This is a genomic window from Pseudomonas sp. 8 R 14 (assembly GCF_900005955.1).
GTDB lineage: Bacteria > Pseudomonadota > Gammaproteobacteria > Pseudomonadales > Pseudomonadaceae > Aquipseudomonas > Aquipseudomonas marginalis.
Map to the genome: position 1 here is coordinate 177,825 of NZ_CVTH01000077.1, position 22,225 is coordinate 200,049.

The window sequence follows — 22,225 nt, forward strand, 5'->3', positions numbered from 1 at the left end:
GAGACCCGTTTGCCATGACGTACCGAATCAACGAATTCCAGTTTCAATTGCCCGCCAGTGAGTTGCAGGACGCGACGATCAATATCCTCAAGTTCCCGGATTTGGGCACATCCCTGATCGTCAGCCGCAGCCTGTTGGCCGACGGCGAAACCCTGCACAGCAACTTCAACGACCAGCTCCAGCGCCTGGAAAAACAGGTGCAGGATTTGCGCTATCAACCGGGTGTGGACGTGCGTTTGGGCGCCGCGCAGGAGGTGGAAGGCATCGAGCTGCGCAGCCAATTCAACAAGGGCAATGACAAGGTGTTCCAGTACCAGCTGGCCTTGGTGATACCGGGCACGCGCAAGATGCTCGCGTTGAGTTATGTGAAGGCGGACACGCTGGGGGATGCCGAGGCGGCGCACTGGGCCTTGATCAAAAACTCGCTGTCGTTCGACGCTATTTCCTGATGAGTTGCTTGTATGTCTGACGCATTATGGGCTGCCCGGATGGGCGATGCGCTCTCCCACACTTCGATGATGGCCGACATCCTCGGCGGTGTGCTGGAGGTGGCGGCCAATATTGCGATCACCGCCGTGGCGACTGCGGCGGTGGTTGCCGCCACCGGGATTACGGTGGCCACCGGCGGGCTCGGCTGTTTCCTGCTGGGCGCCGTGGTAGGCACGATTGTCGGCCTGGCCATGAGCAAGACCGGGGCGGACAAAGGCTTATCGAATTTATGCGAGAGCTTCAGCAACGCCCTGTTCCCGCCTACGGTACAGGCGAACATTCTCACCGGTTCCACCAATACCCTCACCAACAGTATTCCGGCCGCTCGCGCCGCCGGGGCGATCAGTTCTCACGTCGCACCCGCCGGCACTGAGCTGGAAGAACCCGCGCCCGAGCCGGAAGCCAGCTACCTGGACATGGCCGAGAGTTTCTTCTCGCAGATGTGGCGCCCCACGGTTGCCACACCTGCGCCCGGCGCCGAACCCAAGCCGCTGGATTTGGTCACGTGCATGAAGCATCCGCCGATGCCGCCGCAGTTTCTGGCCGAGGGTTCGGAAAAAGTCACCATCAATGGCCAGCCGGCAGTGCGCAGCGGTGACCGCAGCACCTGCGATGCAACGGTGGTGTCGTCGGGGCTGATTTCCTCCAACGTGACCATTGGCGGCGGTTCGGTGGTGGTGCGCGAGATCCGCAGCGGCAAGACGCCGGGCGTCGGACTGGCGGTGACAGCGTTGTTGATGCTCAAGGGCGGCAAGGGCAAGTTCTTCAGCAAGCTGCCGTGCATGTTGATCGGCGGCGCGACCTCGATGGCCGTGAGCAGCGCGATGGGGGCTATGGCCAATGCGGCCATGGGCTCGTCGAACCCGGTGCATGCGGCCACCGGCGCCAAGGTGCTGGGCGGCGATGATGAGCTGGATTTCGTACTGCCCGGCATCCTGCCGATTGATTGGCAACGCTTCTACAACAGCCGCGACGAACGCTCGGGCAGCCTGTTCGGCGCAGGCTGGAGCCTGCCGTATGAAGTGTGCGTCGACATCCAGCCTCACCCCGACGGCGGCGAAACGCTGGTCTACACCGATGAACAGGGCCGGCCTATCGACATGGGCAGTATTCCCCTGGGCGGCGCGGTGTTCAGCGCCGGTGAAGGGCTGGCCGTGCGCCGACACCTCAATGGGCAGTTGCTGATCGAAAGCGATGACGGGCTGTATCGCTTATTTGAGCCTTCCGCCAACCCGGCGTTGCTGCGCCTCAGCCAGCTCGGCGACCGCAACGACAACCGCATCCATGTTGATTACGACGAAGCCGGGCGGCTGATCCGGCTGCGCGATACGTTCGACCTGGTGCAAGTGGAGTTGATCCGCGATCAAGGCCACGTGGTGCGGCTCGAACGACTGTACCCCGATCAGCGTCGCGAAGTACTCGTAAGCTATGGCTACGACGCTATCGGCAACCTGGCTGAGGTCCGCGATGCCACTGGCCAGGTACAGCGACGCTTCAGCTATGATGCCGGCCAGCGCATGGTCGAGCACCAGTTGCCGACCGGTCTGCGCTGTTTCTACGAATGGGCCTTGGTTGAAGACGTGGAATGGCGCGTGGTCCGGCACTGGACCGACGAAGGCGACGCCTACCAGTTCGACTATGACTTGCAGGCCGGTATCACGCGGATTACCGACGGCTTGCAACGCGTCAGTACTCGCCACTGGAACACCCAGCACCAGATCGTTCGCTACTGCGACAACCTCGGGCAAACCTGGCTGTTCGAGTGGAACGACGAGCGCCAATTGCTCAGCGCCACCGATCCACTGGGCGGGCGCTATACGTACAGCTACGACGACGCCGGCAACCTGATCGGCGAGACCGACCCGCTGGGCCGCAGTGACTCGACCTTGTGGCTTGAGCATTGGGCACTGCCGCTGGTGGAGACCGACGCCGCCGACAATAGCTGGGCGTATCGCTACGATCAGCGCGGCAACTGCATCGCCGAAACCGACCCGCTGGGCTACGTCACCCGCTACCGTTATGACGATCACGGCCAGGTCGTGGAGATCATCGACGCCACCGGCAAAAGCAAGAAGCTGCGCTGGAATCCTTTTGGGCAGTTGGTCGAGCATATCGATTGTTCGGGTTACCCGACGCGTTTCAGTTACGACGAGCGCGGTTATTTGCAGGTCATTACCGACCCGCTAGGGGAACGAACAACCTTCACATACGACACGACGGGCAGGATGCTCAGCCAGCAGTTGCCAGATGGTCGCATCGAGTATTTTCAACGCAACGCCTGCGGACAATTGACGGTCCATACCGACCCGTCAGGCCACTCGACTCATTATCAGTACAACCCTCGCGGGCGCATTCGCCAGCGCACGGATGCGCACGGCCGCAAAGTGCAATTCAGCTATGACAGCTACGCACGGCTGCAAGCACTGACCAATGAGAATGGCGAATGTTATCGTTTCACGTGGAATGCCAATGATCGCCTGGTCGAGCAGCGCGACCTAGATGGCAGCGCCCATCACTATGACTACGATGCATTGAACAGCATCACCAGCGTCACTGCTTTACCAGCTCACGACAGCAATGCGCCAGGTATCCCTGAACAGCCTATTGTTCACTATTTGGAGCGTGATGCTGCCGGGCGCCTGGTTGTCAAAATCACCGACGATGGCCGCACGGATTATTTATACGATCTCCTGGATCAATTGATCGCAATCACATTCAAGGACGCCCAGGGCAACGAACAAAAATTGAGTTATCGCTATGACGCCCTCGGCCAGCCACTTGAAGAGCAAAGCTCGGCCGGCAGTTTGAAACATCGCTATGACGAATTGGGCAATCTGACCCAGACCCAATTACCCGATGGTCGCTGGATCAACCGTCTGTACTACGGCAGCGGTCATTTGCACCAGATCAACCTCGATGGCCAAGTCATCAGTGACTTCGAGCGTGACCGCCTGCATCGTGAAGTACTTCGCACACAAGGTCAGATCAGCACCCGCACTGAATATGATCGAGGCGGGCGGTTGCGCGCTCGTGTACGGTATCCAAGTACCCTGCCGCGACCACTGACGGGAATGAGCCCGACATACTTCGACTTTGATCCCAGCGACAACCTGATCGCCCGCCACGAACAAAAAGCAGGAATTGCACACCAACAGTCGTTTCACTACGACGCCACTGATCGCATCATTGCCAGCCAGAATCCAATACATGGGACGCAGGAAAGCTTTGCTTATGACGCAGCGGCCAACCTTCTGGATGGTCCCCTGCCGGGTGTAGGCCTGGTGGTACATAACAAATTAATGACCTACCAAGACAAGCGTTACCGGTATGACAGTTTCGGTCGGCTGGTTGAAAAACGTAGTGCTCGTCGCGCCGTTCAACTATTCAAGTACGACGCTGAAAGCAGAGTGGTCGAAATACGAAATCAGCACGCCGCCAATGAAACCGTCATCACAATGACCTACGACCCTTTAGGTCGTCGGATTACAAAAACCGAACAAAACAGCAACGGTAATACGCTTGGTACCACTCGTTTTGTCTGGGACGGGTTGCAACTGATACAAGAGCATCGTAATAACCAGACCAGCCTTTATCTTTATGAAGATGGGAGCTATGAAGCGCTGGCACGTGTTGATGGCCTGGGCCCACTGCAAAGAATCAGGTACTACCACAACGACCCTAACGGACTGCCGCACGAATTGACGGACCACGATGGGCACCGTGTATGGCAGGCCAGTTATTACGCTTGGGGTAATACCGCCGAGGAAACCAGAGAATCTTCTTACATCGAAGAGCAGAACTTGAGGTTTCAGGGGCAATACTTGGACCGGGAAACCGGTTTGCACTACAACACGTTCAGGTTTTACGACCCCGATATAGGTCGGTTTATCACACCGGACCCCATAGGACTCGCCGGTGGCTTGAACCTCTATCAGTACGGGCCTAATCCGATGGGCTGGTGTGATGCGTGGGGGCTGGCAGGCAGTCCAACCACAGCGACTCATATCACCTACCTGGGCGTCGACAAAGCGACCGGCAAACCTTATGTGGGTTATGCCAGCATGCAAGGCAAGCAGGTAGGTTCAGACGTGTTGAACTATCGCTACGGGTCAAATTTCGATCGCTTTGGCGGCCAGGCACCTCAAGTCCTGCATACCGCCTATGGACAGGATGGCAAGGACACCACACGAGGGCTGGAACAACGAGTGTATGAAGGTTTGGGAGGAAAAGATGGAACCGCCAACGCACAAAATCCGGTCGGCAAAGGAAATGGCCGAAGGAAAGAATACCTAGCTGCGGCGGATAAACATTTGTCTCAGACTGACTCAGGCAAAGCACTGGATAAACGCATAAAAGCCGCGAATAAAACCAAGGGCAAAGCCCCTGCCAAAGTCGCCGGCAAAAGCAGGGGTGCGCGAGCAGGCCGCTGCTCGTGAATATCATCAATGACTATTGAAAATGGAGTGAGCCCATGGCCAAGCGCATCCTCTGGAAGGAAGGCGATCTAGTCAGCCTCAAATTGCGAGATGACTTATACACCGTAGGCCAGATGATCAAAAACTCCGTCATGCGCTTCTACGATGTGAGAAGTGTGGACGGCGCTTGGACCGAGCTTGCGCTGGACAACAGTATGATCCTGTTCAGTGGTTTTGTCGGCAAGGTGGTGACCCAGAGATTGGCAACGGAAAAACTAATTTCCGTCACACCATTTAGCCTTTCGGATCATGAGCGTTATTGGCTCAGGCCCCACGTCAGCTTTGAGGGCGGCTTTCCGTTTCGAGATGCTGATCTTGTTGACCTCGGCATCGGCTGCGATGCTGACTACAGCCTGGTACCTGCACTAAAGGAAGATCTGCAACTTTCTGACAGTCGCGACATTATCGAAAAGTATGAGTTGACCAACATGTGGGGAGATGAGGACCTCACCGACAGACTGTGTCGCTACTTCGATACCGGTGTTAACCGGGATGATTTGAAATTTGAAGTCTTTCCGGGACTCTGGAACGATCGTGAAAGCCTCAGGCCTTTGACCCGACGACTGCCTTTGCCGTTGAGATAAACAAGCAGTGTTTAGGTGATTTGAAGCATTAAAAAATGGGCACCCAACCCAGTCGGCGTGCCCATTCTTCTTACCGCCCCGCCTCCCTTCGAGACGGTACCGCAATTACGGGTTGACGCTGTCTTTGAGCGACTTGCCCGGCTTGAACGCAACGGTGTTGCTCGCCTTGATCTTCACAGGCTCACCGGTTTGCGGGTTTTTGCCGGTGCGGGCGCCACGGTGGCGTTGCAGGAAGGTGCCGAAGCCCACCAGGGTGACGCTGTCCTTGCGGTGCAGGGCGCCGGTGATTTCTTCGAGAACGGCGTTGAGGACACGGTTGGCCTGTTCTTTGGTGAGATCCGCTTTTTCAGCGATGGCGGCTGCGAGTTCTGGTTTACGCATATGTGAAGCCTCTTTGACGGTTTTTTGTTGTTATGTCCGTGCTGCTCGTCTGTGGAGCAGCGCCCAAAGCGCCGCAGGCTCTACTCTGCGGCAGACGGGAGTGAGGATGGCATGCCCTCGCACGCTCCGCCAGTCTCGCGGCGACCTTTCTCGGGGGAAAAACGTGCTTATTCCGACAGAACGACCGGTATTTACGCCAGCAACGGCGGAAGTTCTTTGTTGAGGGCAAGTTTTTCCATCACGGCGTTGCCGGTCAGCGCGTAACCCAGCAGACGACCGTTGGCGTCGCGGCACAGGGCCTTGATGTCGGCACCCTGGCCTTCGACGCTCCACACCCCTTCGGTGCCCCGTGGCGGCGGGGATACCACCAGCGGGCAGACCGGGGTTTTCACGGTGACCGGCATCGGACCGTAGCTGACGGCCGTGGCGTTACCGGCCAGGGTCTGGGCCAGGGCACGGGCGCAGCTCATCAGCGGCATGACGTACAGCAGGTTGAGGCCATCAACCTCGGCGCAGTCGCCCAGGGCGTAGATATTGGCGTGGGAGGTCTTGAGGTGGCGATCCACCATGATCCCACGGTTGGTCTGCAGGCCGGCGGCGGCGGCCAGGTCGACACGCGGACGCAGGCCGATGGCCGAGACCACCAGATCGCAGTGCACCACTTCACCGTCCGACAGATGCGCTTCCAGGCCGTCAGCGCTGCGTTGCAGGCGGTTGAGCACAGGGCCCAGGTGGAAACGCGCCCCCACCCCTTCCAGGCCGGCCTGTACCGCTGCGGCCGCCGCCGGGTGCAGCAGGGTCGGCATGACTTGCTCGCACGGCGCCACCAGGTCGATTTCATAACCGCCGAGGATCAGGTCGTTGGCGAATTCACAGCCGATCAGGCCGGCGCCGAGCAGCAGCACGCGGCGCTTGCCGGCCGCGGCGGCGCGAAAGCGGGCGTAATCTTCGAGGTCATTGATCGGGAAAACCAGCTCAGCGGCGTCGCCTTCAACCGGTACCCGCACGGTCTCCGCGCCCCAGGCCAGGACCAGATCACGATAGACCACCGCTTCTTCACCGATCCACAGGCGCTTGTGGCCGGGGTCGATGCCGCTGACACGGGTGTGGGTGCGCACTTCGGCCTTGAGTTGCTCGGCCATGGCGCCGGGTTCGGCCATGCTCAGGCCATCGGCTTCCTTGTTCTTGCCAAAGCCGGTGGAGAGCATGGGCTTGGAGTAGGAGCGCCCGTCATCCGCGGTGATCAGCAGCAATGGGGTCTCGCTGTCGAGCTTGCGAAATTCCCGGGCCACGTTGTAACCGGCCAATCCTGTGCCGATGATCACGACAGGTGCGTTCATTCTGTTCTCCTTGTAGTACGTCTCTGAAACTGAAAATTAGCCGATTTCGATCATTTCGAAATCCATTTTGCCGACGCCGCAGTCCGGGCACAGCCAGTCTTCCGGTACGTCCTGCCACAGGGTGCCCGGAGCGATACCATCATCCGGCCAGCCGTCTTTTTCGTCATAGATCAGGCCGCAGACTACACATTGCCACTTCTTCATTTACTTGCTTCCTCAGGGTCCAGGCAGGTTGGCCGGCGGTCGATGGATCCAGCGTTGCCGCGCGGCTCAGGGCGTTTTGTACTGATCGGGGCCGACAGATGCAAGCTCGATCGACGCAAGGCGCCGGGCCGGCCCGGCAAAAGATCAGGACGCCATGGTAAGCTCGCCGCCTCTTTTGCCGCCAATACTGACGCACCGTGCCGCACTCAATCGCCCTTCCCGATGCTTGCCAATGGTTGACCCAGAGCCTCCTGAGCCCTGCGCCCGCGCCCTTGACCCTGAACTGGCTGTTCGACGAAGGCTCGCTGACCCGCCGGTTGACGTGGCTGTCCCACGATGGCTTCAGCGTGACGCCGCTGTTCGAAGGCTGGCAGCCGCTACGCGATGATGAATGCGCGGCGCTGCGCATGCCACCGGCCAGTATCGGTTGGGTGCGCGAGGTGTATTTGCGCGGGCATGGCCAACCGTGGGTGTTTGCCCGCAGTGTGGCGGCGCGCAGTGCATTGCAGGGCGACGGCTTGCATATGGATGAATTGGGCAGCCGTTCCTTGGGCGAATTGCTGTTTTGCGATCGCGCGTTCACCCGCCAGGCCATCGAGGTGTGCCATTACCCTCGCCAATGGCTGCCCACCACGGACCAGGCCGACGGGCTGTGGGCGCGCCGCTCACGCTTCGATCGCGGGCCGCTGAGCGTGCTGGTGGCGGAAGTCTTCCTGCCGGCTTTCTGGCACGCGCTGCATGACCATCCGGAGAACTGCTGATGTATCAACGTCTGCTCAAATCCTTGAACCGCCTGCACCCCCGGGCCTGGGATTTCATTCAGTTGACCCGCATGGACAAGCCCATCGGCATCTACCTGCTGCTGTGGCCGACGCTGTGGGCGCTGTGGATCGCCGGCAAGGGCTCGCCGTCCCTGGCCAATATCGTGATTTTTGTGTTGGGCGTTACGCTGACTCGCGCTGCCGGTTGCGTCATCAATGACTGGGCGGACCGCAAGGTCGACGGCCATGTGAAGCGCACCGCGCAACGCCCGCTGGCCAGCGGCAGGATCCGTTCGAAAGAGGCCTTGGTGTTCTTTGCGGTACTGATGCTGATCAGCTTCCTGCTGGTACTGCTGACCAACGCCACCACCATCTGGTTATCGCTGGGCGGCCTGGCACTGGCGGTCAGCTACCCGTTCATGAAGCGCTACACCTATTACCCCCAGGTGGTGTTGGGCGCGGCGTTTTCCTGGGGCATGCCGATGGCGTTCACCGCCGAAACCGGCCACCTGCCCGCTACCGCCTGGCTGCTCTATATAGCCAACCTGTTGTGGACAGTGGCCTACGACACCTATTACGCGATGACCGACCGCGACGACGACTTGAAGATCGGCGTCAAATCCACTGCCATTCTGTTCGGCGATGCCGACCGGGTGATCATCCTGACCCTGCAAGGCCTGGCGCTGCTGTGCCTGTTGCTGGCCGGCGCACGGTTTGAGCTGGGGAGTTGGTTCCACCTGGGGCTGCTGGCGGCGGCAGGCTGCTTTGCCTGGGAGTTCTGGTACACCCGCGACCGGGACCGGATGAAATGCTTCAAGGCGTTTTTGCACAACCACTGGGCCGGGTTGGCGATTTTTGTCGGGATTGTGGCGGATTACGCGTTTCGCTGAGGTTTTTGCAGTGCCTGGTCGGGCCTCATCGGGGGCAAGCCTCCTCCCACATTTGAATGTGTTCACACATCAAAAGGTGGGAGGGGGCTTGCCCCCGATGGTTTCAGCAGCGCCGCGAAATCAGGGCTTGATCACATGCCATGCCCCACCCTTGCCATCACCGCTCTTGTCACCGGCCTTGTGGTCATCCTTGTAGGTGTAGACAGGTTTGCCCTTGTAGGCCCATTGACTGGTCTGGTCATCACGGGTGATCACGGTCCAATCGCCCATTGATTTGTCGGTAGACTCTGCTTTCAGCGGCGGCCAGTTGGTCGTGCACTGGTCCTTGCACACTGACTTGCCATCGGCGTCCTTGTCGAAGGTGTAAAGGGTCTTCCCACTGTGATCCACTAACAGACCGTTCTGGGTCATCGCCGGCTCCGCCGCGAATGCCAGTGTCGGGAGCGTCAACGCCGCCGTGACCAGCAGGGCCTTCCAAGAAAAAGTACTGTGAGTCATCGGAACCTTCCTTTTGTGGTTGTCAGGATTCGGACCCAAAGCGTAGTCCAGAGTGCCCCGAATTGCCCAAGCGACTAAATTACTGTCACACGACTGCAATAATTCCGTTATCTAATGCGGCGCAAGACAGTTAAATGACAAGAGGATTTTCGAGCATGGTTGGCAGGAGCATTCTGATTGTTGACGACGAAGCGCCCATCCGCGAGATGATCGCCGTTGCGTTGGAAATGGCCGGCTATGACTGCCTGGAGGCGGAGAACTCCCAGCAGGCCCATGCCATTATCGTCGACCGCAAGCCGGACCTGATCCTGCTGGACTGGATGCTGCCCGGCACCTCCGGCATCGAACTGGCCCGCCGCCTCAAGCGCGATGAGCTGACCGGGGATATCCCGATCATCATGCTCACCGCCAAGGGCGAAGAAGACAACAAGATCCAGGGCCTGGAAGTCGGCGCCGATGACTACATCACCAAGCCGTTTTCCCCACGGGAACTGGTAGCGCGCCTGAAAGCCGTGCTGCGCCGTGCCGGCCCGACCGATGGCGAAGCACCTATCGAAGTCGGTGGCCTGCTGCTGGACCCGATCAGCCACCGCGTAACCATCGACGGCAAGCCGGCCGAGATGGGCCCGACCGAATACCGCCTGCTGCAATTCTTCATGACCCATCAGGAGCGTGCCTATACCCGTGGCCAGTTGCTGGACCAGGTGTGGGGCGGCAACGTGTATGTCGAGGAACGCACCGTCGACGTGCATATCCGTCGCCTGCGCAAAGCCTTGGGTGATGCCTACGAGAATCTGGTACAAACCGTGCGCGGCACCGGCTACCGGTTCTCCACCAAGGGCTGAGCCAGTCACTTTCCTTCCTTAACAGCTGACAAGGACGCATGTTTAAGTGAACCAGAACTGGCATGGCACCCTGATCCGCCACATGCTCCTGTTGATCACCGCCTGCCTGTTGGTGGGCCTGGTCAGCGGCTATTACGGCTGGAGCCTGGCCATCGGTATCGGCCTGTACCTGGGCTGGACCCTCAAGCAATTGCTGCGCCTGCATGAATGGCTGCGCCAGCACAAACCCGACGAAGCACCGCCCGATGGCTACGGCCTGTGGGGTGAGGTGTTCGACAGCATCTACCACCTGCAACGCCGCGACCAACGGGTACGCGGGCGCCTGCAAGCCGTGATCGACCGGGTGCAGGAGTCCACCGCTGCGCTCAAGGACGCGGTGATCATGCTCGACAGCGACGGCAACCTGGAGTGGTGGAACCGCGCCGCCGAGACCCTGCTGGGCCTCAAGACGCCCCAGGACAGCGGCCAGCCGGTAACCAACCTGGTGCGTCACCCGCGCTTCAAGGAATACTTCGAGCAGGACAACTACGAAGAAGCCCTGGAAATCCCCTCGCCCACCAACGACCGTGTGCGTATCCAGTTGTACCTGACCCGCTACGGCAACAACGAACACCTGATGCTGGTGCGCGACGTAACCCGCATCCATCAGCTGGAGCAGATGCGCAAAGACTTCGTTGCCAACGTCTCCCACGAACTGCGCACGCCCTTGACGGTGATCTGCGGCTACCTGGAGACGCTGCTGGACAACGTCGAGGAGATCAACCCGCGCTGGAGCCGTGCCCTGCAGCAAATGCAGCAGCAGGGTTCACGCATGCAGACCCTGCTCAACGACTTGCTGTTGCTGGCCAAGCTCGAGGCCACGGATTATCCGTCGGACAACCAACCGGTAGCCGTCCAGAGCCTGTTGCAGACCATCAAGAATGACGCCAAGGCCCTGTCGGGCGAGCGCGGGCAGCAGATCAGCCTGGATGCCGACCCGCAGGTGTTGCTCAAAGGCAGCGAGGGCGAATTGCGCAGCGCGTTCTCCAACCTGGTGTTCAACGCGGTGAAGTACACCCAGGACAAGGGCACTATCCGCATTCGCTGGTGGGCCGACGAGCACGGCGCACACCTGAGCGTGCAGGACTCTGGCATCGGCATCGACGCCAAGCATCTGCCGCGCCTGACCGAGCGTTTCTACCGCGTCGATTCCAGCCGCAACTCCAACACCGGCGGCACCGGGCTGGGCCTGGCCATTGTCAAGCATGTGCTGCTGCGCCACCGTGCACGCCTGGAAATCAGCAGCGTGCTGGGACATGGCAGTACATTCACCTGCCATTTTCCACCCGCGCAGATGACCCGTTCGCGGCTCGTCGGAAATGACGAATAACTCAAACACAGCACAAAACTAAATGTGGGAGGGGGCTTGCTCCCGATGGCGGTGCATCAGTATCAGATATGCTGACTGACACACTGCTCTCGGGAGCAAGGCCCCTCCCACAATTGGAATTGTGCTGTTTCGAATAAGGCATTCCAGGCCCCACCCGGCAGCAACCACTAGGCAAGCGCCCCGTCAGCCGCTACATTGGCCGACTTGCGCCTGCCTTTCAGGCCCTTCTGTCACCCCTTATTGAACACACGGAACCTGCAAAACCCAATCATGGACCCTTCCCCTGGTATCACCCTCGCCACACTCTTCGCCGATTTCGGCATGATTCTTTTTGCTCTAATCCTGGTACTGCTCAACGGTTTTTTCGTTGCGGCGGAATTTGCCATGGTCAAGCTGCGCTCGACCCGGGTCGAGGCCATCGCCCACACCAACGGCTGGCGCGGGCAGATCCTGCGTACCGTGCACAGCCAGCTCGACGCCTACCTGTCGGCCTGCCAGCTGGGTATCACCCTGGCCTCCCTGGGCCTGGGCTGGGTCGGTGAGCCGGCGTTCGCGCACATCCTCGAACCGCTGCTGGGCGCCGCAGGCGTCGAATCGCCGGAAGTGATCAAGGGCGTGTCGTTCTTTGCCGCGTTCTTCGTGATTTCCTACCTGCACATCGTGGTCGGTGAACTGGCGCCCAAGTCCTGGGCCATTCGCAAGCCCGAACTGCTGTCACTGTGGACGGCGGTGCCGCTGTACCTGTTCTACTGGGCCATGTACCCGGCGATCTACCTGCTCAACGCCAGCGCCAACGCGATCCTGCGCATCGCCGGCCAAGGCGAGCCCGGCCCGCACCACGAGCACCATTACAGCCGCGAAGAGCTCAAGCTGATCCTGCACTCCAGCCGTGGCCAGGACCCGAGCGACCAAGGCATGCGCGTACTGGCCTCGGCCGTGGAGATGGGCGAGCTGGAAGTGGTGGATTGGGCCAACTCCCGTGAAGACCTGGTGACCCTGGACTTCAACGCCCCGCTCAAGGAAATCCTCGCGCTGTTCCGTCGCCATAAATTCAGCCGCTATCCGGTGTATGACGCGGTGCGCAACGAGTTTGTCGGGCTTTTGCACATCAAGGACCTGCTGCTGGAACTGGCGGCCCTGGACCACATCCCCGAATCGTTCAACCTGGCCGAGCTGACCCGCCCGCTGGAACGTGTGTCGCGGCACATGCCGTTGTCGCAGTTGCTGGAGCAGTTCCGCAAAGGCGGCGCGCACTTTGCCCTGGTGGAAGAAGCCGACGGCAAGATCATCGGCTACCTGACCATGGAAGACGTGCTGGAAGTGCTGGTGGGCGATATCCAGGACGAACACCGCAAGGCCGAGCGCGGCATCCTCGCCTACCAGCCTGGCAAACTGCTGGTACGGGGCGATACGCCGCTGTTCAAGGTGGAACGCCTGCTGGGCGTCGACCTGGACCACATCGAGGCCGAAACCCTGGCAGGGCTGATCTACGACACCCTCAAGCGCGTGCCGGAAGAGGAAGAAGTGCTGGAGGTTGAAGGCTTGCGGATCATCATCAAGAAGATGAAAGGGCCGAAGATCGTGCTGGCCAAGGTCCTGCTGCTGGATTGACCCTCAATTGCCCAATGCAAAATTGGGCAATGTCCCGACCGGCTGGTTGAATTCGTAAGGAATCGACACCAGCCCGGCCGCGGTACTCTGTTGCACCACAAAGTGCAGGTGCGGCCCGCTGCTGTTGCCGGTATTGCCCGACAACCCCAGCGCGCTGCCCACCGCCACACGCTGCCCCGGCCTGACACTCACCGAGCCTTGCTTGAGGTGCAGGTACACACCCTGGGTGCCGTCATCGTGCTGCACGCGCACGAAATTGCCTGACGCATCGTTGCCGCGTCCGATCTGGCTATTCTCGATTTTCACCACCACACCGCTGCGTGCCGCGATGATCGGCGTGCCTTCGGGCATGGCGATGTCCATGGCGTAGCGGCTTTTGGCGTCGGTGTGGCTGAAGCTGCCGTTGGGACCTTGGGTCAGGCGGAACGGACCGCCACGCCAGGGCAAGGGGTAACGGTAGGCTTGTTGCGGGTAAACGGGTTTTGGCCTGTAGAGTACCGGCGGCTGTACGCGCTCGACCCTACGTTCCTGGATCACGAACGCCTGGGCGCCGGGGGTTTGCCGATCGCTGAAAAACACCATGCCGTTGGCATCGGTGGATTTGTACAGGGTCATGGCCTGGGTCGAATTGGCGACCAAGGCCAACATGCAGGACAGCAAAAGGCGAAGGAGCATGGCGCGAACCTGCCGGAGTGAATGAACAGCAAGCTAGCAAGGGATCATGACAATCCCAGGGCACGCCCCTTCGGACTGAAAGTCAGGCCCCCGGCACAAAATGCTTCTGCGCCGTACCGCGCGCAATCAGGCGGGAGATGTAGTCGAGCTTCTGCGCATCCTGGTCGATAAAGCGGAAGGTCAGTTGCAGCCAGTCACTGTCCGGCTTGGGTTCGAAGGCGACGATGGCGTGCAGGTAGCCGTTGAGACGCGCCACCTCGGCGTTGTCGCCCTGTTCCAGGTCGAGCACGGCACTTTCCAGCACCTGAGGCAGGACCTCACCGCGACGCACCACCAGCAGCGCCTCCTTGATGCTCAGCGCCTTGATCACGCATTGCTGGGTGCCGCTGGACAGGCGCAACTGGCCCTGGCCACGGCCGCCAGTGGGTGCAGCGCCTGGCGCTTGGACCGGCGGGGCGTTGTTAAGCAGGCCTTTGCTTGGCGCAGACGCAGCCGCCGCAACGGGGGCTGCACGTACGGCTTCAGGCTTGCCACCGGTCAGGGCACTCAGGGAATCATTGCCGAAGGCCGAGTTCATCTTGGTCGGCGCGCTGGCGACCAGGGCGTCGAGGCGACCGACCTTGTGCAGGGCTTGCTTGACCTTGTTCAGCAGTTGCTCGTTGGTGAACGGTTTGCTGACGTAACCGGAAACCCCGGCCTGGATCGCCTGGACCACGTTCTCTTTGTCGCCACGGCTGGTCACCATCACAAACGGCATGGCCTTGAGGTGCGGTTGCTCACGGCACCAGGTCAACAGCTCCAGGCCGGACATCTCCGGCATTTCCCAGTCGCACAGCACCAGGTCGAAGCTCTCGCGCATCAGGATGGTCTGGGCCTTCTTGCCGTTTACCGCATCTTCAAGCTTGATCCCGGGGAAGTAGTTGCGCAGGCACTTCTTCACCAGGTCGCGGATAAACGAGGCGTCATCCACCACCAATACACTGACTTTACTCATCGACCCTTCATCCTATAAAAACTTCGGCACGCAAAACGCCTGACTAATGGCATTTTGCCAAAACTCTGTAGTCACGTTCGGACTTTCTTTTACCCGATTCGCAAAAAATTCAGGCGCCACAAACGAAAACGCCCGACCAGAGGCCGGGCGTTAATTTCTCGGGCAACCTTACTTATCGTCAGGTTCGCCCGGAACATTAGGGATTTGATCGGCTGAACCCTCAACTTCGGCCTTCATGCGCTTGAGACCCATGTGCCGTACGTCGGTACCGCGCACCAGATAGATCACCAGTTCCGAGATATTGCGCGCGTGATCACCGATCCGCTCCAGGGAGCGCAACACCCAGATGATGCTCAAGACCCGCGAGATAGAGCGCGGGTCTTCCATCATGTAGGTGGCCAGCTCACGCAGGGCGGTCTTGTATTCTCGGTCGATGACCTTGTCGTACTGCGCTACCGACAATGCCAGCTCGGCGTCAAAGCGCGCAAAGGCATCCAGGGCATCCCGTACCATGTTGCGCACCTGGTCGCCGATATGACGCACTTCGACATAACCGCGCGGCGCTTCACCCTCTTCGCACAGCTGGATGGCACGGCGGGCAATCTTGGTGGCTTCGTCGCCGATCCGCTCGAGGTCGATCACCGACTTGGAAATGCTGATGATCAGGCGCAGGTCGGATGCTGCCGGCTGGCGACGGGCGAGAATGCGCAGGCATTCTTCGTCGATGTTGCGTTCCATCTGGTTGATCTGGTCGTCGATCTCGCGCACTTGCTGGGCCAGGCCCGAGTCGGCCTCGATCAGCGCGGTCACGGCGTCGTTGACTTGCTTCTCCACCAGCCCGCCCATCGCCAGGAGGTGGCTGCGCACCTCCTCGAGCTCGGCGTTGAACTGCGCGGAGATGTGGTGGGTAAGGCCTTCTTTGCTAATCATGTTGGCGTCCTTGGAGCGTCCGGTAAGGTGCGGAGAACCGCAGCGTCAGTGCAATCAGAACCACAGCTTCCTAGCCGTAGCGACCGGTGATGTAGTCTTCGGTCTGCTTCTTCGCCGGATTGGTGAACAGGGTGTCGGTATCGCCGAACTCCACCAGCTTGCCCATGTACATGAACGCGGTGTAGTCGGAAACCCGCGCCGCCTGTTGCATGTTGTGGGTCACGATAACGATGGTGAACTTGGACTTGAGCTCGTAGATCAGTTCTTCGACTTTCAGCGTCGAGATCGGGTCGAGTGCCGAGCACGGTTCGTCGAGCAGCAGCACTTCCGGCTCCACGGCGATGGTGCGCGCGATCACCAGACGTTGCTGCTGTCCGCCGGACAGGCCGAGTGCCGACTCGTGCAGGCGGTCCTTGACCTCGTCCCACAGCGCCGCGCCTTTAAGGGCCCACTCAACGGCTTCGTCGAGGATGCGCTTCTTGTTGATGCCCTGGATGCGCAGGCCGTAGACCACGTTTTCGTAGATGGTCTTGGGGAACGGGTTAGGCTTCTGGAACACCATGCCCACACGGCGACGCAGTTCGGCCACGTCTTCGCCCTTGCGGTAGATGTTGGTGCCGTAGAGGTTGATGGCCCCGTCCACGCGGCAACCGTCCACCAGGTCGTTCATGCGGTTGAAGGTACGCAGCAGCGTGGACTTGCCGCAGCCCGACGGGCCGATAAAGGCGGTCACGCGCTGCTTGGGGATGTTCATGCTGACGTCGAACAGTGCCTGCTTGTCACCGTAGTACAGGCTCAGGCCCGGTACTTCGATGGCCACGGTTTCCTGGGCCAGGCTCAGGCTCTGTTTGTCGCGACCCAGGGCAGACATGTTGATGCCGTGGGAATGGGTGTCGTGTTGCATGGTCTCACTCCGTTCGTAGCTGCACGCTTTTAGCTGCAAGCCGCAAGATTTGAGCAAAAGCGGCTTGTAGCTTGCCGCTTGTGGCGAATAGCTTTAGCTGTCCAGCGCCTTGTACTTCTCGCGCAGGTGGTTACGAATCCACACCGCCGACAGGTTGAGCGTGGCGATCACCAGCACCAGCAGCAAGGCGGTGGCGTACACCAGCGGCCGTGCGGCCTCAACGTTAGGGCTCTGAAAGCCGACGTCATAGATATGGAAGCCCAGGTGCATGATCTTCTGGTCCAGGTGCAGGTACGGGTAGTTGCCGTCCAGCGGCAGCGACGGGGCGAGTTTCACCACGCCGACCAGCATCAGCGGCGCCACTTCACCGGCGGCGCGGGCCACGGCGAGGATCATGCCGGTCATCATCGCCGGGCTGGCCATCGGCAGCACGATCTTCCACAGCGTTTCCGCCTTGGTCGCGCCCAGCGCCAGGGAGCCTTCACGCACCGTACGCGGAATCCGTGCCAGGCCTTCTTCGGTGGCCACGATCACCACCGGTACCGCCAGCAGCGCCAGGGTCAGCGAGGCCCAGAGCAGGCCCGGTGTACCGAAGGTCGGTGCCGGCAGCGCTTCGGCGAAGAACAGACGGTCGACCGAGCCACCCAATACATACACGAAGAAACCCAGGCCGAACACGCCGTAGACGATGGCCGGTACACCCGCCAGGTTGTTCACGGCGATGCGGATGATGCGCGTCAGGGTGTTCTGCTTGGCGTATTCACGCAGGTACACCGCCGCCAGCACGCCGAACGGGGTCACGATCATCGCCATGATCAGGGTCATCATCACGGTGCCGAAGATCGCCGGGAAGATCCCGCCTTCGGTGTTGGCCTCCCGCGGGTCATCACTGAGGAATTCCCACACCTTGCTGACATAGAAACCGATCTTGGTCACGGTCCCCATGGCGTTCGGCTGGTAGGCGTGCACCACCTTGCCGATGCCGATTTCAATTTCCTTGCCGTTGCCATCGCGAGCGGTCAAGGCGTCACGGTTGAACTGGGCGTGCAGGTCGGCCAGGCGCGCTTCGATGTCCTGGTAGCGAGCGTTCAGCTCGGCGCGGTCGGCATCCATGTCGGCCTGGGCGGCCGCGTCGAGCTTGCCTTCCAGCTCCAGTTTGCGGCCATGCAGGCGGATGCGCTCGAGGCCGGCGTTGATCGCGCCGATGTCGGACTTCTCCAGGGTCTTGAGCTGGGCCGCTAGCTTGTTCACGCGGTCCACGCGGGCTTGCAGCTCCGGCCACGCGGCCTCGCCTTCAGCGATGACCTTGCCATCCTGCTTGACGTTGACCAGAGTGCCGTAGAAGTTGCCCCACTCACGACGTTCGATGGTCATCAGGTTCTTCGGCGTGCTCTGGTCCTTCAACCATTCGCCGACAATCCAGGTGAAGTCGTTGCCGTTCAGATCGCGGTTGCCGACCTTGATCAGCTCGCGGGTCATGAACTCCGGGCCCGCATCGGGCACCGGCAGGCCCGCGCTTTTCAGGCGCTCGCGCGGCACTTCTTCTTTCTGCACCACTTCGCCGATGACGATATGGTTTTCCTGGCCCGGCACGTTGTAGTTGGCCTGGATCAGGTCGGCCGGCCAGAAGTGGCCCAGGCCACGCACGGCAATCACGGCCAGCAAACCAATGGTCATGATGACCGCGATGGACACCGCGCCACCGCTGATCCAGACGCCCGGAGCGCCGCTCTTGAACCATCCATTCAGGGAGTTCTGTTTCACAGACTTCTACCTTTCTTAAAGCGACGAGTATTTCTTGCGCAGACGCTGACGAATCAGCTCGGCGAGGGTGTTCATGATGAAGGTGAACAGCAGCAGCACCAGCGCCGAGAGGAACAACACGCGGTAGTGACTGCCGCCGACTTCCGACTCGGGCATTTCCACCGCGACGTTGGCCGCCAGGGTGCGCAGGCCTTCGAACAGGTTCATCTCCATCACCGGCGTGTTACCGGTGGCCATCAGCACGATCATGGTCTCGCCCACGGCGCGGCCCATGCCGATCATCAGCGCCGAGAAGATGCCCGGGCTGGCGGTCAGGATCACTACGCGGGTCATGGTCTGCCACGGCGTGGCGCCCAGGGCCAGGGAACCCAGGGTCAGGCCGCGCGGTACGCTGAACACGGCGTCTTCGGCGATGGAGTAGATGTTCGGGATCACCGCAAAGCCCATGGCCAAGCCGACCACCAGGGCGTTGCGCTGGTCGTAGGTAATGCCCAGGTCGTGGGAGATCCACATGCGCATGTCGCCGCCGAAGAACCAGGTTTCCAGGTACGGGCTCATGTACAGCGAGAGCCAGCCCACGAACAGGATCACCGGGATCAGGATTGCGCTTTCCCAACCGTCGGGAACCCGCAGGCGAATCGACTCGGGCAGGCGACTGAAGACAAACCCGGCCACCAGGATGCCAATCGGCAACAGCATCAGCAGGCTGAAGATCCCCGGCAGATGCCCTTCGACATACGGCGCCAGGAACAGGCCGGCGAAGAAGCCGAGGATCACCGTCGGCATGGCTTCCATCAGTTCGATCACCGGCTTGACCTTGCGGCGCAGGCTCGGGGCCATGAAGTAAGCGGTGTAGATCGCCGCGGCAACGGCCAGTGGCGCCGCCAGCAGCATGGCGTAGAACGCCGCCTTCAGGGTACCGAAGGTCAATGGCGCCAGGCTCATCTTGGGTTCGAAGTCGGTGTTGGCGGCGGTCGATTGCCAGACGTACTTAGGTTCGTCGTAGTTTTCGTACCAGACCTTGCTCCACAACGCGCTCCAGGACACTTCCGGGTGCGGGTTGTCCAGCAGCAGCGGCTGCAGCTTGCCGCCGGCTTCGACGATCACGCGGTTGGCGCGCGGCGACATACCAAACACGCCCTGGCCGTCGACCACCGGATCCACCAGCAGGGTGCGGTGGGCGGTGCTGTGGAACACGCCGAACTTGCCGGAAGCGTCGAGGGCGGTAAAGCCTTTGCGCCGCTCTTCGGCGGTGATTTCCACGATGGGCGCGGTGCCCATCTGGAAGGTACGGATCTGCTTGAAGCGCTGCTCGCCATCCGGGTCACGGGCCATGAACCACTGGGCCAGGCCGCCTTTGGAGTTACCGACGATCAGCGAGATGCCGCCCACCAACTGGGTGCTGGCGGTGACTTCGGCAGTGCCATCTTCCAGTAATTTGTAGCGACCGTTGAGGCTCTTGTCGCGCAGGCTGAACACATCCGCCAGGGCGCGGCCGTTGATCACGTACAGCCATTGCTGGCGCGGATCGATGAAGATCGCCTTCACCGGCTCGGTCATTTGCGGCAGCTCGACACGCTTCTGCTCGCTGGTGACTTCACCGGTCATCATGTTTTCTTCGCGGCTCAGGGTCAGCACGTTCAAGTGCGAACCGGCCGAGCCTGCCACCACCAGCGACGAATCGGTGGCGTTGAGGGCGACATGCTCCAACGGGCGGCCGGCATCGTCGAGCACGATCGGCGTTTCACCGTAGGGGTATTCAATCGCAGGCGTGATGGTCTTCTTGCCGTCCGGGTACGACACCTTATAGGTGTGACGGAACACCAGGGACTGGCCATTGGACAAACCGAGGATCACCAGCGGGCTGCCCGGCTGGTCTTCACCGATGGAAGCCACGCTCACGCCGGGCGCAAGCGGCAGGTCGACACGCTTGAGTTCGGCACCGCTCGTGACGTCAAAGAACAGCGCCTGGCCCTTGTCGGAAACCCGCATGGCGACCTGGTTCTGCTCTTCCAGGGAGATCAACAACGGCTTGCCGGCGTCCTGCATCCAGGCGGGCGTCAGTGCGTCTTCCTTGGTCAGCGAGGCGCCTTGGAACAGTGGCGCGACCACGTAGGCGAGGAAAAAGAAAATCAGGGTGATCGCACCCAGAACGGCGAGGCCGCCCACCAGCACATACCAACGGGTCAGGCGATCCTTGAGCGCGCGAATACGGCGCTTGCGTTGCAGCTCAGGCGTATTGAAATCAATGCGCTTGGGGGGAGAAGTTGTCGTCATGGTGGAATTGGCCAGATCATTCATGCGCACACCCTAGCGATCCTGTATGACAGAAAGATGACAGTGCAGTGACGCAACAAATCCGCCGCGAAGCAGGGCTGGCAGCGGACTAGAAAATTCGGATGCGGGGCCGGTATTCCGGCCCCGCAGAGGCAATCAGTTGCCTTCTTTCAGACCCAGGTCAGCCAGGGCCTTGGCGGCAACCTTGGCTGGCAGTGGGATGTAGCCGTCCTTGACGACAACTTCCTGGCCCTGTTTGGACAGAACCAGTTTCACGAACTCGGCTTCCAGCGGGGCCAGAGGCTTGTTCGGGGCTTTGTTGACGTAAACGTAGAGGAAACGCGACAGCGGGTATTTGCCGTTCAGGGCGTTTTCTTCGCTGTCTTCGATGAAGTCAGTGCTGCCTTTCTTGGCCAGGGCCACGGTCTTCACACTGGCGGTCTTGTAGCCGATGCCCGAGTAACCGATGCCGTTCAGCGAAGAGCTGATCGACTGCACGACCGAAGCCGAGCCGGGTTGTTCGTTCACGTTAGGCTTGTAGTCGCCTTTGCACAGGGCTTCTTCCTTGAAGTAGCCGTAGGTGCCGGATACCGAGTTACGGCCGAACAGTTGCACTGGCTTGTTGGCCAGGTCGCCGGTCACACCCAGGTCACCCCAGGTTTTCACATCGGCTTTGCCACCACACAGGCGAGTCGAGGAGAAGATCGCGTCGACTTGTTCCATGGTCAGGTGCTGGATCGGGTTGTCCTTGTGCACGAACACGGCCAGGGCATCCACGGCAACCGGGATAGCGGTTGGCTTGTAGCCGTACTTCTGCTCGAAGGCCGCCAGTTCGGTGTCCTTCATCTTGCGGCTCATCGGGCCCAGGTTGGAGGTGCCTTCAGTCAGCGCAGGTGGCGCGGTGGCGGAGCCGGCAGCTTGAATCTGGATGTTGACGTTCGGGTATTCCTTTTTGTAACCCTCGGCCCACAGGGTCATCAGGTTGGCCAGGGTATCGGAACCGACGCTGGACAAGTTGCCCGACACACCAGTGGTCTTGACGTAAGCCGGGATTGCCGGATCAACACCTGCGGCCACCGCGTTGGCGGTCGCAACGCCAGCAGCGACAAAAGTCATTGCCGCCATCAAACGTTTCAGTTTCATGCCTTGCTCCTAGCAGATAGGGATAGTTGGATCGGGGCCAAGTATCGAGAGGCCGTGTGAACACTCTATGTCTGAAATATGACAATTGGAT

19 protein-coding genes are annotated in these 22,225 nt (G+C 60.5%); 8 read left to right on the forward strand and 11 right to left on the reverse strand.

All coding sequences use genetic code 11. From position 1 onward, the window contains the following. The first annotated feature begins 14 nt into the window (after positions 1–14). The 3 genes from BFQ01_RS20995 to BFQ01_RS21005 are packed head-to-tail and all read left to right on the forward strand — an operon-like array spanning position 15 to position 5,548. Complete coding sequence (locus BFQ01_RS20995) at positions 15–449, forward strand: DcrB-related protein (RefSeq protein WP_065926738.1); 435 nt, start codon at positions 15–17, stop codon at positions 447–449. A 12-nt stretch (positions 450–461) separates the two neighbouring features. Then, positions 462–4,925 (forward strand): RHS repeat-associated core domain-containing protein, encoded by a 4,464-nt coding sequence (locus BFQ01_RS21000; protein ID WP_065926739.1) that lies wholly within the window; start codon positions 462–464, stop codon positions 4,923–4,925. 35 nt (positions 4,926–4,960) lie between these two features. After that, on the forward strand, positions 4,961–5,548 hold the full coding sequence (locus BFQ01_RS21005; protein ID WP_065926740.1) for a hypothetical protein: 588 nt from the start codon (positions 4,961–4,963) through the stop codon (positions 5,546–5,548). Between the two features lie 105 nt (positions 5,549–5,653). On the opposite strand, the gene BFQ01_RS21010 is transcribed toward BFQ01_RS21005, so the two are convergent. The 3 genes from BFQ01_RS21010 to BFQ01_RS21020 form a co-directional block, all read right to left on the reverse strand. Then, on the reverse strand, positions 5,654–5,929 hold the full coding sequence (locus tag BFQ01_RS21010) for an HU family DNA-binding protein (RefSeq protein ID WP_003213368.1): 276 nt from the start codon (positions 5,927–5,929) through the stop codon (positions 5,654–5,656). Between the two features lie 191 nt (positions 5,930–6,120). Continuing rightward, on the reverse strand, positions 6,121–7,269 hold the full coding sequence (locus BFQ01_RS21015) for an NAD(P)/FAD-dependent oxidoreductase (protein ID WP_065926741.1): 1,149 nt from the start codon (positions 7,267–7,269) through the stop codon (positions 6,121–6,123). Positions 7,270–7,305: 36 nt separating this feature from the next. Then, positions 7,306–7,473, reverse strand: a complete 168-nt coding sequence (locus BFQ01_RS21020; protein WP_003213373.1) for a rubredoxin — start codon at positions 7,471–7,473, stop codon at positions 7,306–7,308. Positions 7,474–7,670: 197 nt separating this feature from the next. Between BFQ01_RS21020 and BFQ01_RS21025 the strand changes: the two genes are divergently transcribed. Next, entirely contained in the window at positions 7,671–8,234 is a 564-nt protein-coding gene (locus tag BFQ01_RS21025; protein ID WP_065926742.1) for a chorismate--pyruvate lyase family protein, read from the forward strand. Continuing rightward, a complete protein-coding gene (gene ubiA / locus BFQ01_RS21030; RefSeq protein ID WP_065926743.1) occupies positions 8,234–9,124 on the forward strand; it encodes a 4-hydroxybenzoate octaprenyltransferase in 891 nt (296 codons plus the stop codon). The genes BFQ01_RS21025 and ubiA overlap by 1 nt, the downstream gene beginning before the upstream one ends. Before the next feature lie 120 nt (positions 9,125–9,244). Here ubiA and BFQ01_RS21035 read toward each other — a convergent pair whose 3' ends face one another. After that, positions 9,245–9,622 carry a COG4315 family predicted lipoprotein gene (locus BFQ01_RS21035; RefSeq protein ID WP_065926744.1) on the reverse strand — a complete coding sequence of 126 codons (378 nt, stop codon included), beginning with the start codon at positions 9,620–9,622 and terminating at the stop codon, positions 9,245–9,247. Between the two features lie 155 nt (positions 9,623–9,777). On the opposite strand from BFQ01_RS21035, the gene phoB reads away from it, so the two are divergent. From phoB to BFQ01_RS21050, 3 genes are all read left to right on the forward strand, one after another. Further along, entirely contained in the window at positions 9,778–10,467 is a 690-nt protein-coding gene (gene phoB / locus BFQ01_RS21040; protein WP_003176964.1) for a phosphate regulon transcriptional regulator PhoB, read from the forward strand. An 82-nt stretch (positions 10,468–10,549) separates the two neighbouring features. Beyond that, positions 10,550–11,836 (forward strand): phosphate regulon sensor histidine kinase PhoR, encoded by a 1,287-nt coding sequence (gene phoR / locus BFQ01_RS21045; RefSeq protein WP_256097769.1) that lies wholly within the window; start codon positions 10,550–10,552, stop codon positions 11,834–11,836. A 270-nt stretch (positions 11,837–12,106) separates the two neighbouring features. Then, entirely contained in the window at positions 12,107–13,447 is a 1,341-nt protein-coding gene (locus BFQ01_RS21050) for a hemolysin family protein (RefSeq protein ID WP_027608251.1), read from the forward strand. A gap of 3 nt (positions 13,448–13,450) precedes the next feature. On the opposite strand, the gene BFQ01_RS21055 is transcribed toward BFQ01_RS21050, so the two are convergent. The 7 genes from BFQ01_RS21055 to BFQ01_RS21085 form a co-directional block, all read right to left on the reverse strand. Then, positions 13,451–14,122 carry a peptidoglycan DD-metalloendopeptidase family protein gene (locus tag BFQ01_RS21055; RefSeq protein WP_065926746.1) on the reverse strand — a complete coding sequence of 224 codons (672 nt, stop codon included), beginning with the start codon at positions 14,120–14,122 and terminating at the stop codon, positions 13,451–13,453. Positions 14,123–14,204: 82 nt separating this feature from the next. After that, entirely contained in the window at positions 14,205–15,116 is a 912-nt protein-coding gene (locus tag BFQ01_RS21060) for a response regulator (RefSeq protein ID WP_027608249.1), read from the reverse strand. 168 nt (positions 15,117–15,284) lie between these two features. Continuing rightward, a complete protein-coding gene (gene phoU / locus BFQ01_RS21065) occupies positions 15,285–16,046 on the reverse strand; it encodes a phosphate signaling complex protein PhoU (RefSeq protein WP_027608248.1) in 762 nt (253 codons plus the stop codon). Between the two features lie 70 nt (positions 16,047–16,116). Then, positions 16,117–16,950 (reverse strand): phosphate ABC transporter ATP-binding protein PstB, encoded by an 834-nt coding sequence (gene pstB / locus BFQ01_RS21070; protein WP_027608247.1) that lies wholly within the window; start codon positions 16,948–16,950, stop codon positions 16,117–16,119. Positions 16,951–17,043: 93 nt separating this feature from the next. After that, entirely contained in the window at positions 17,044–18,714 is a 1,671-nt protein-coding gene (gene pstA / locus BFQ01_RS21075) for a phosphate ABC transporter permease PstA (RefSeq protein WP_065926747.1), read from the reverse strand. Positions 18,715–18,729: 15 nt separating this feature from the next. Then, positions 18,730–20,763 carry an ABC transporter permease subunit gene (locus BFQ01_RS21080; RefSeq protein WP_174562752.1) on the reverse strand — a complete coding sequence of 678 codons (2,034 nt, stop codon included), beginning with the start codon at positions 20,761–20,763 and terminating at the stop codon, positions 18,730–18,732. A 384-nt stretch (positions 20,764–21,147) separates the two neighbouring features. Beyond that, on the reverse strand, positions 21,148–22,134 hold the full coding sequence (locus BFQ01_RS21085; RefSeq protein WP_016978637.1) for a phosphate ABC transporter substrate-binding protein PstS: 987 nt from the start codon (positions 22,132–22,134) through the stop codon (positions 21,148–21,150). Between the last annotated feature and the right edge of the window lie 91 nt (positions 22,135–22,225).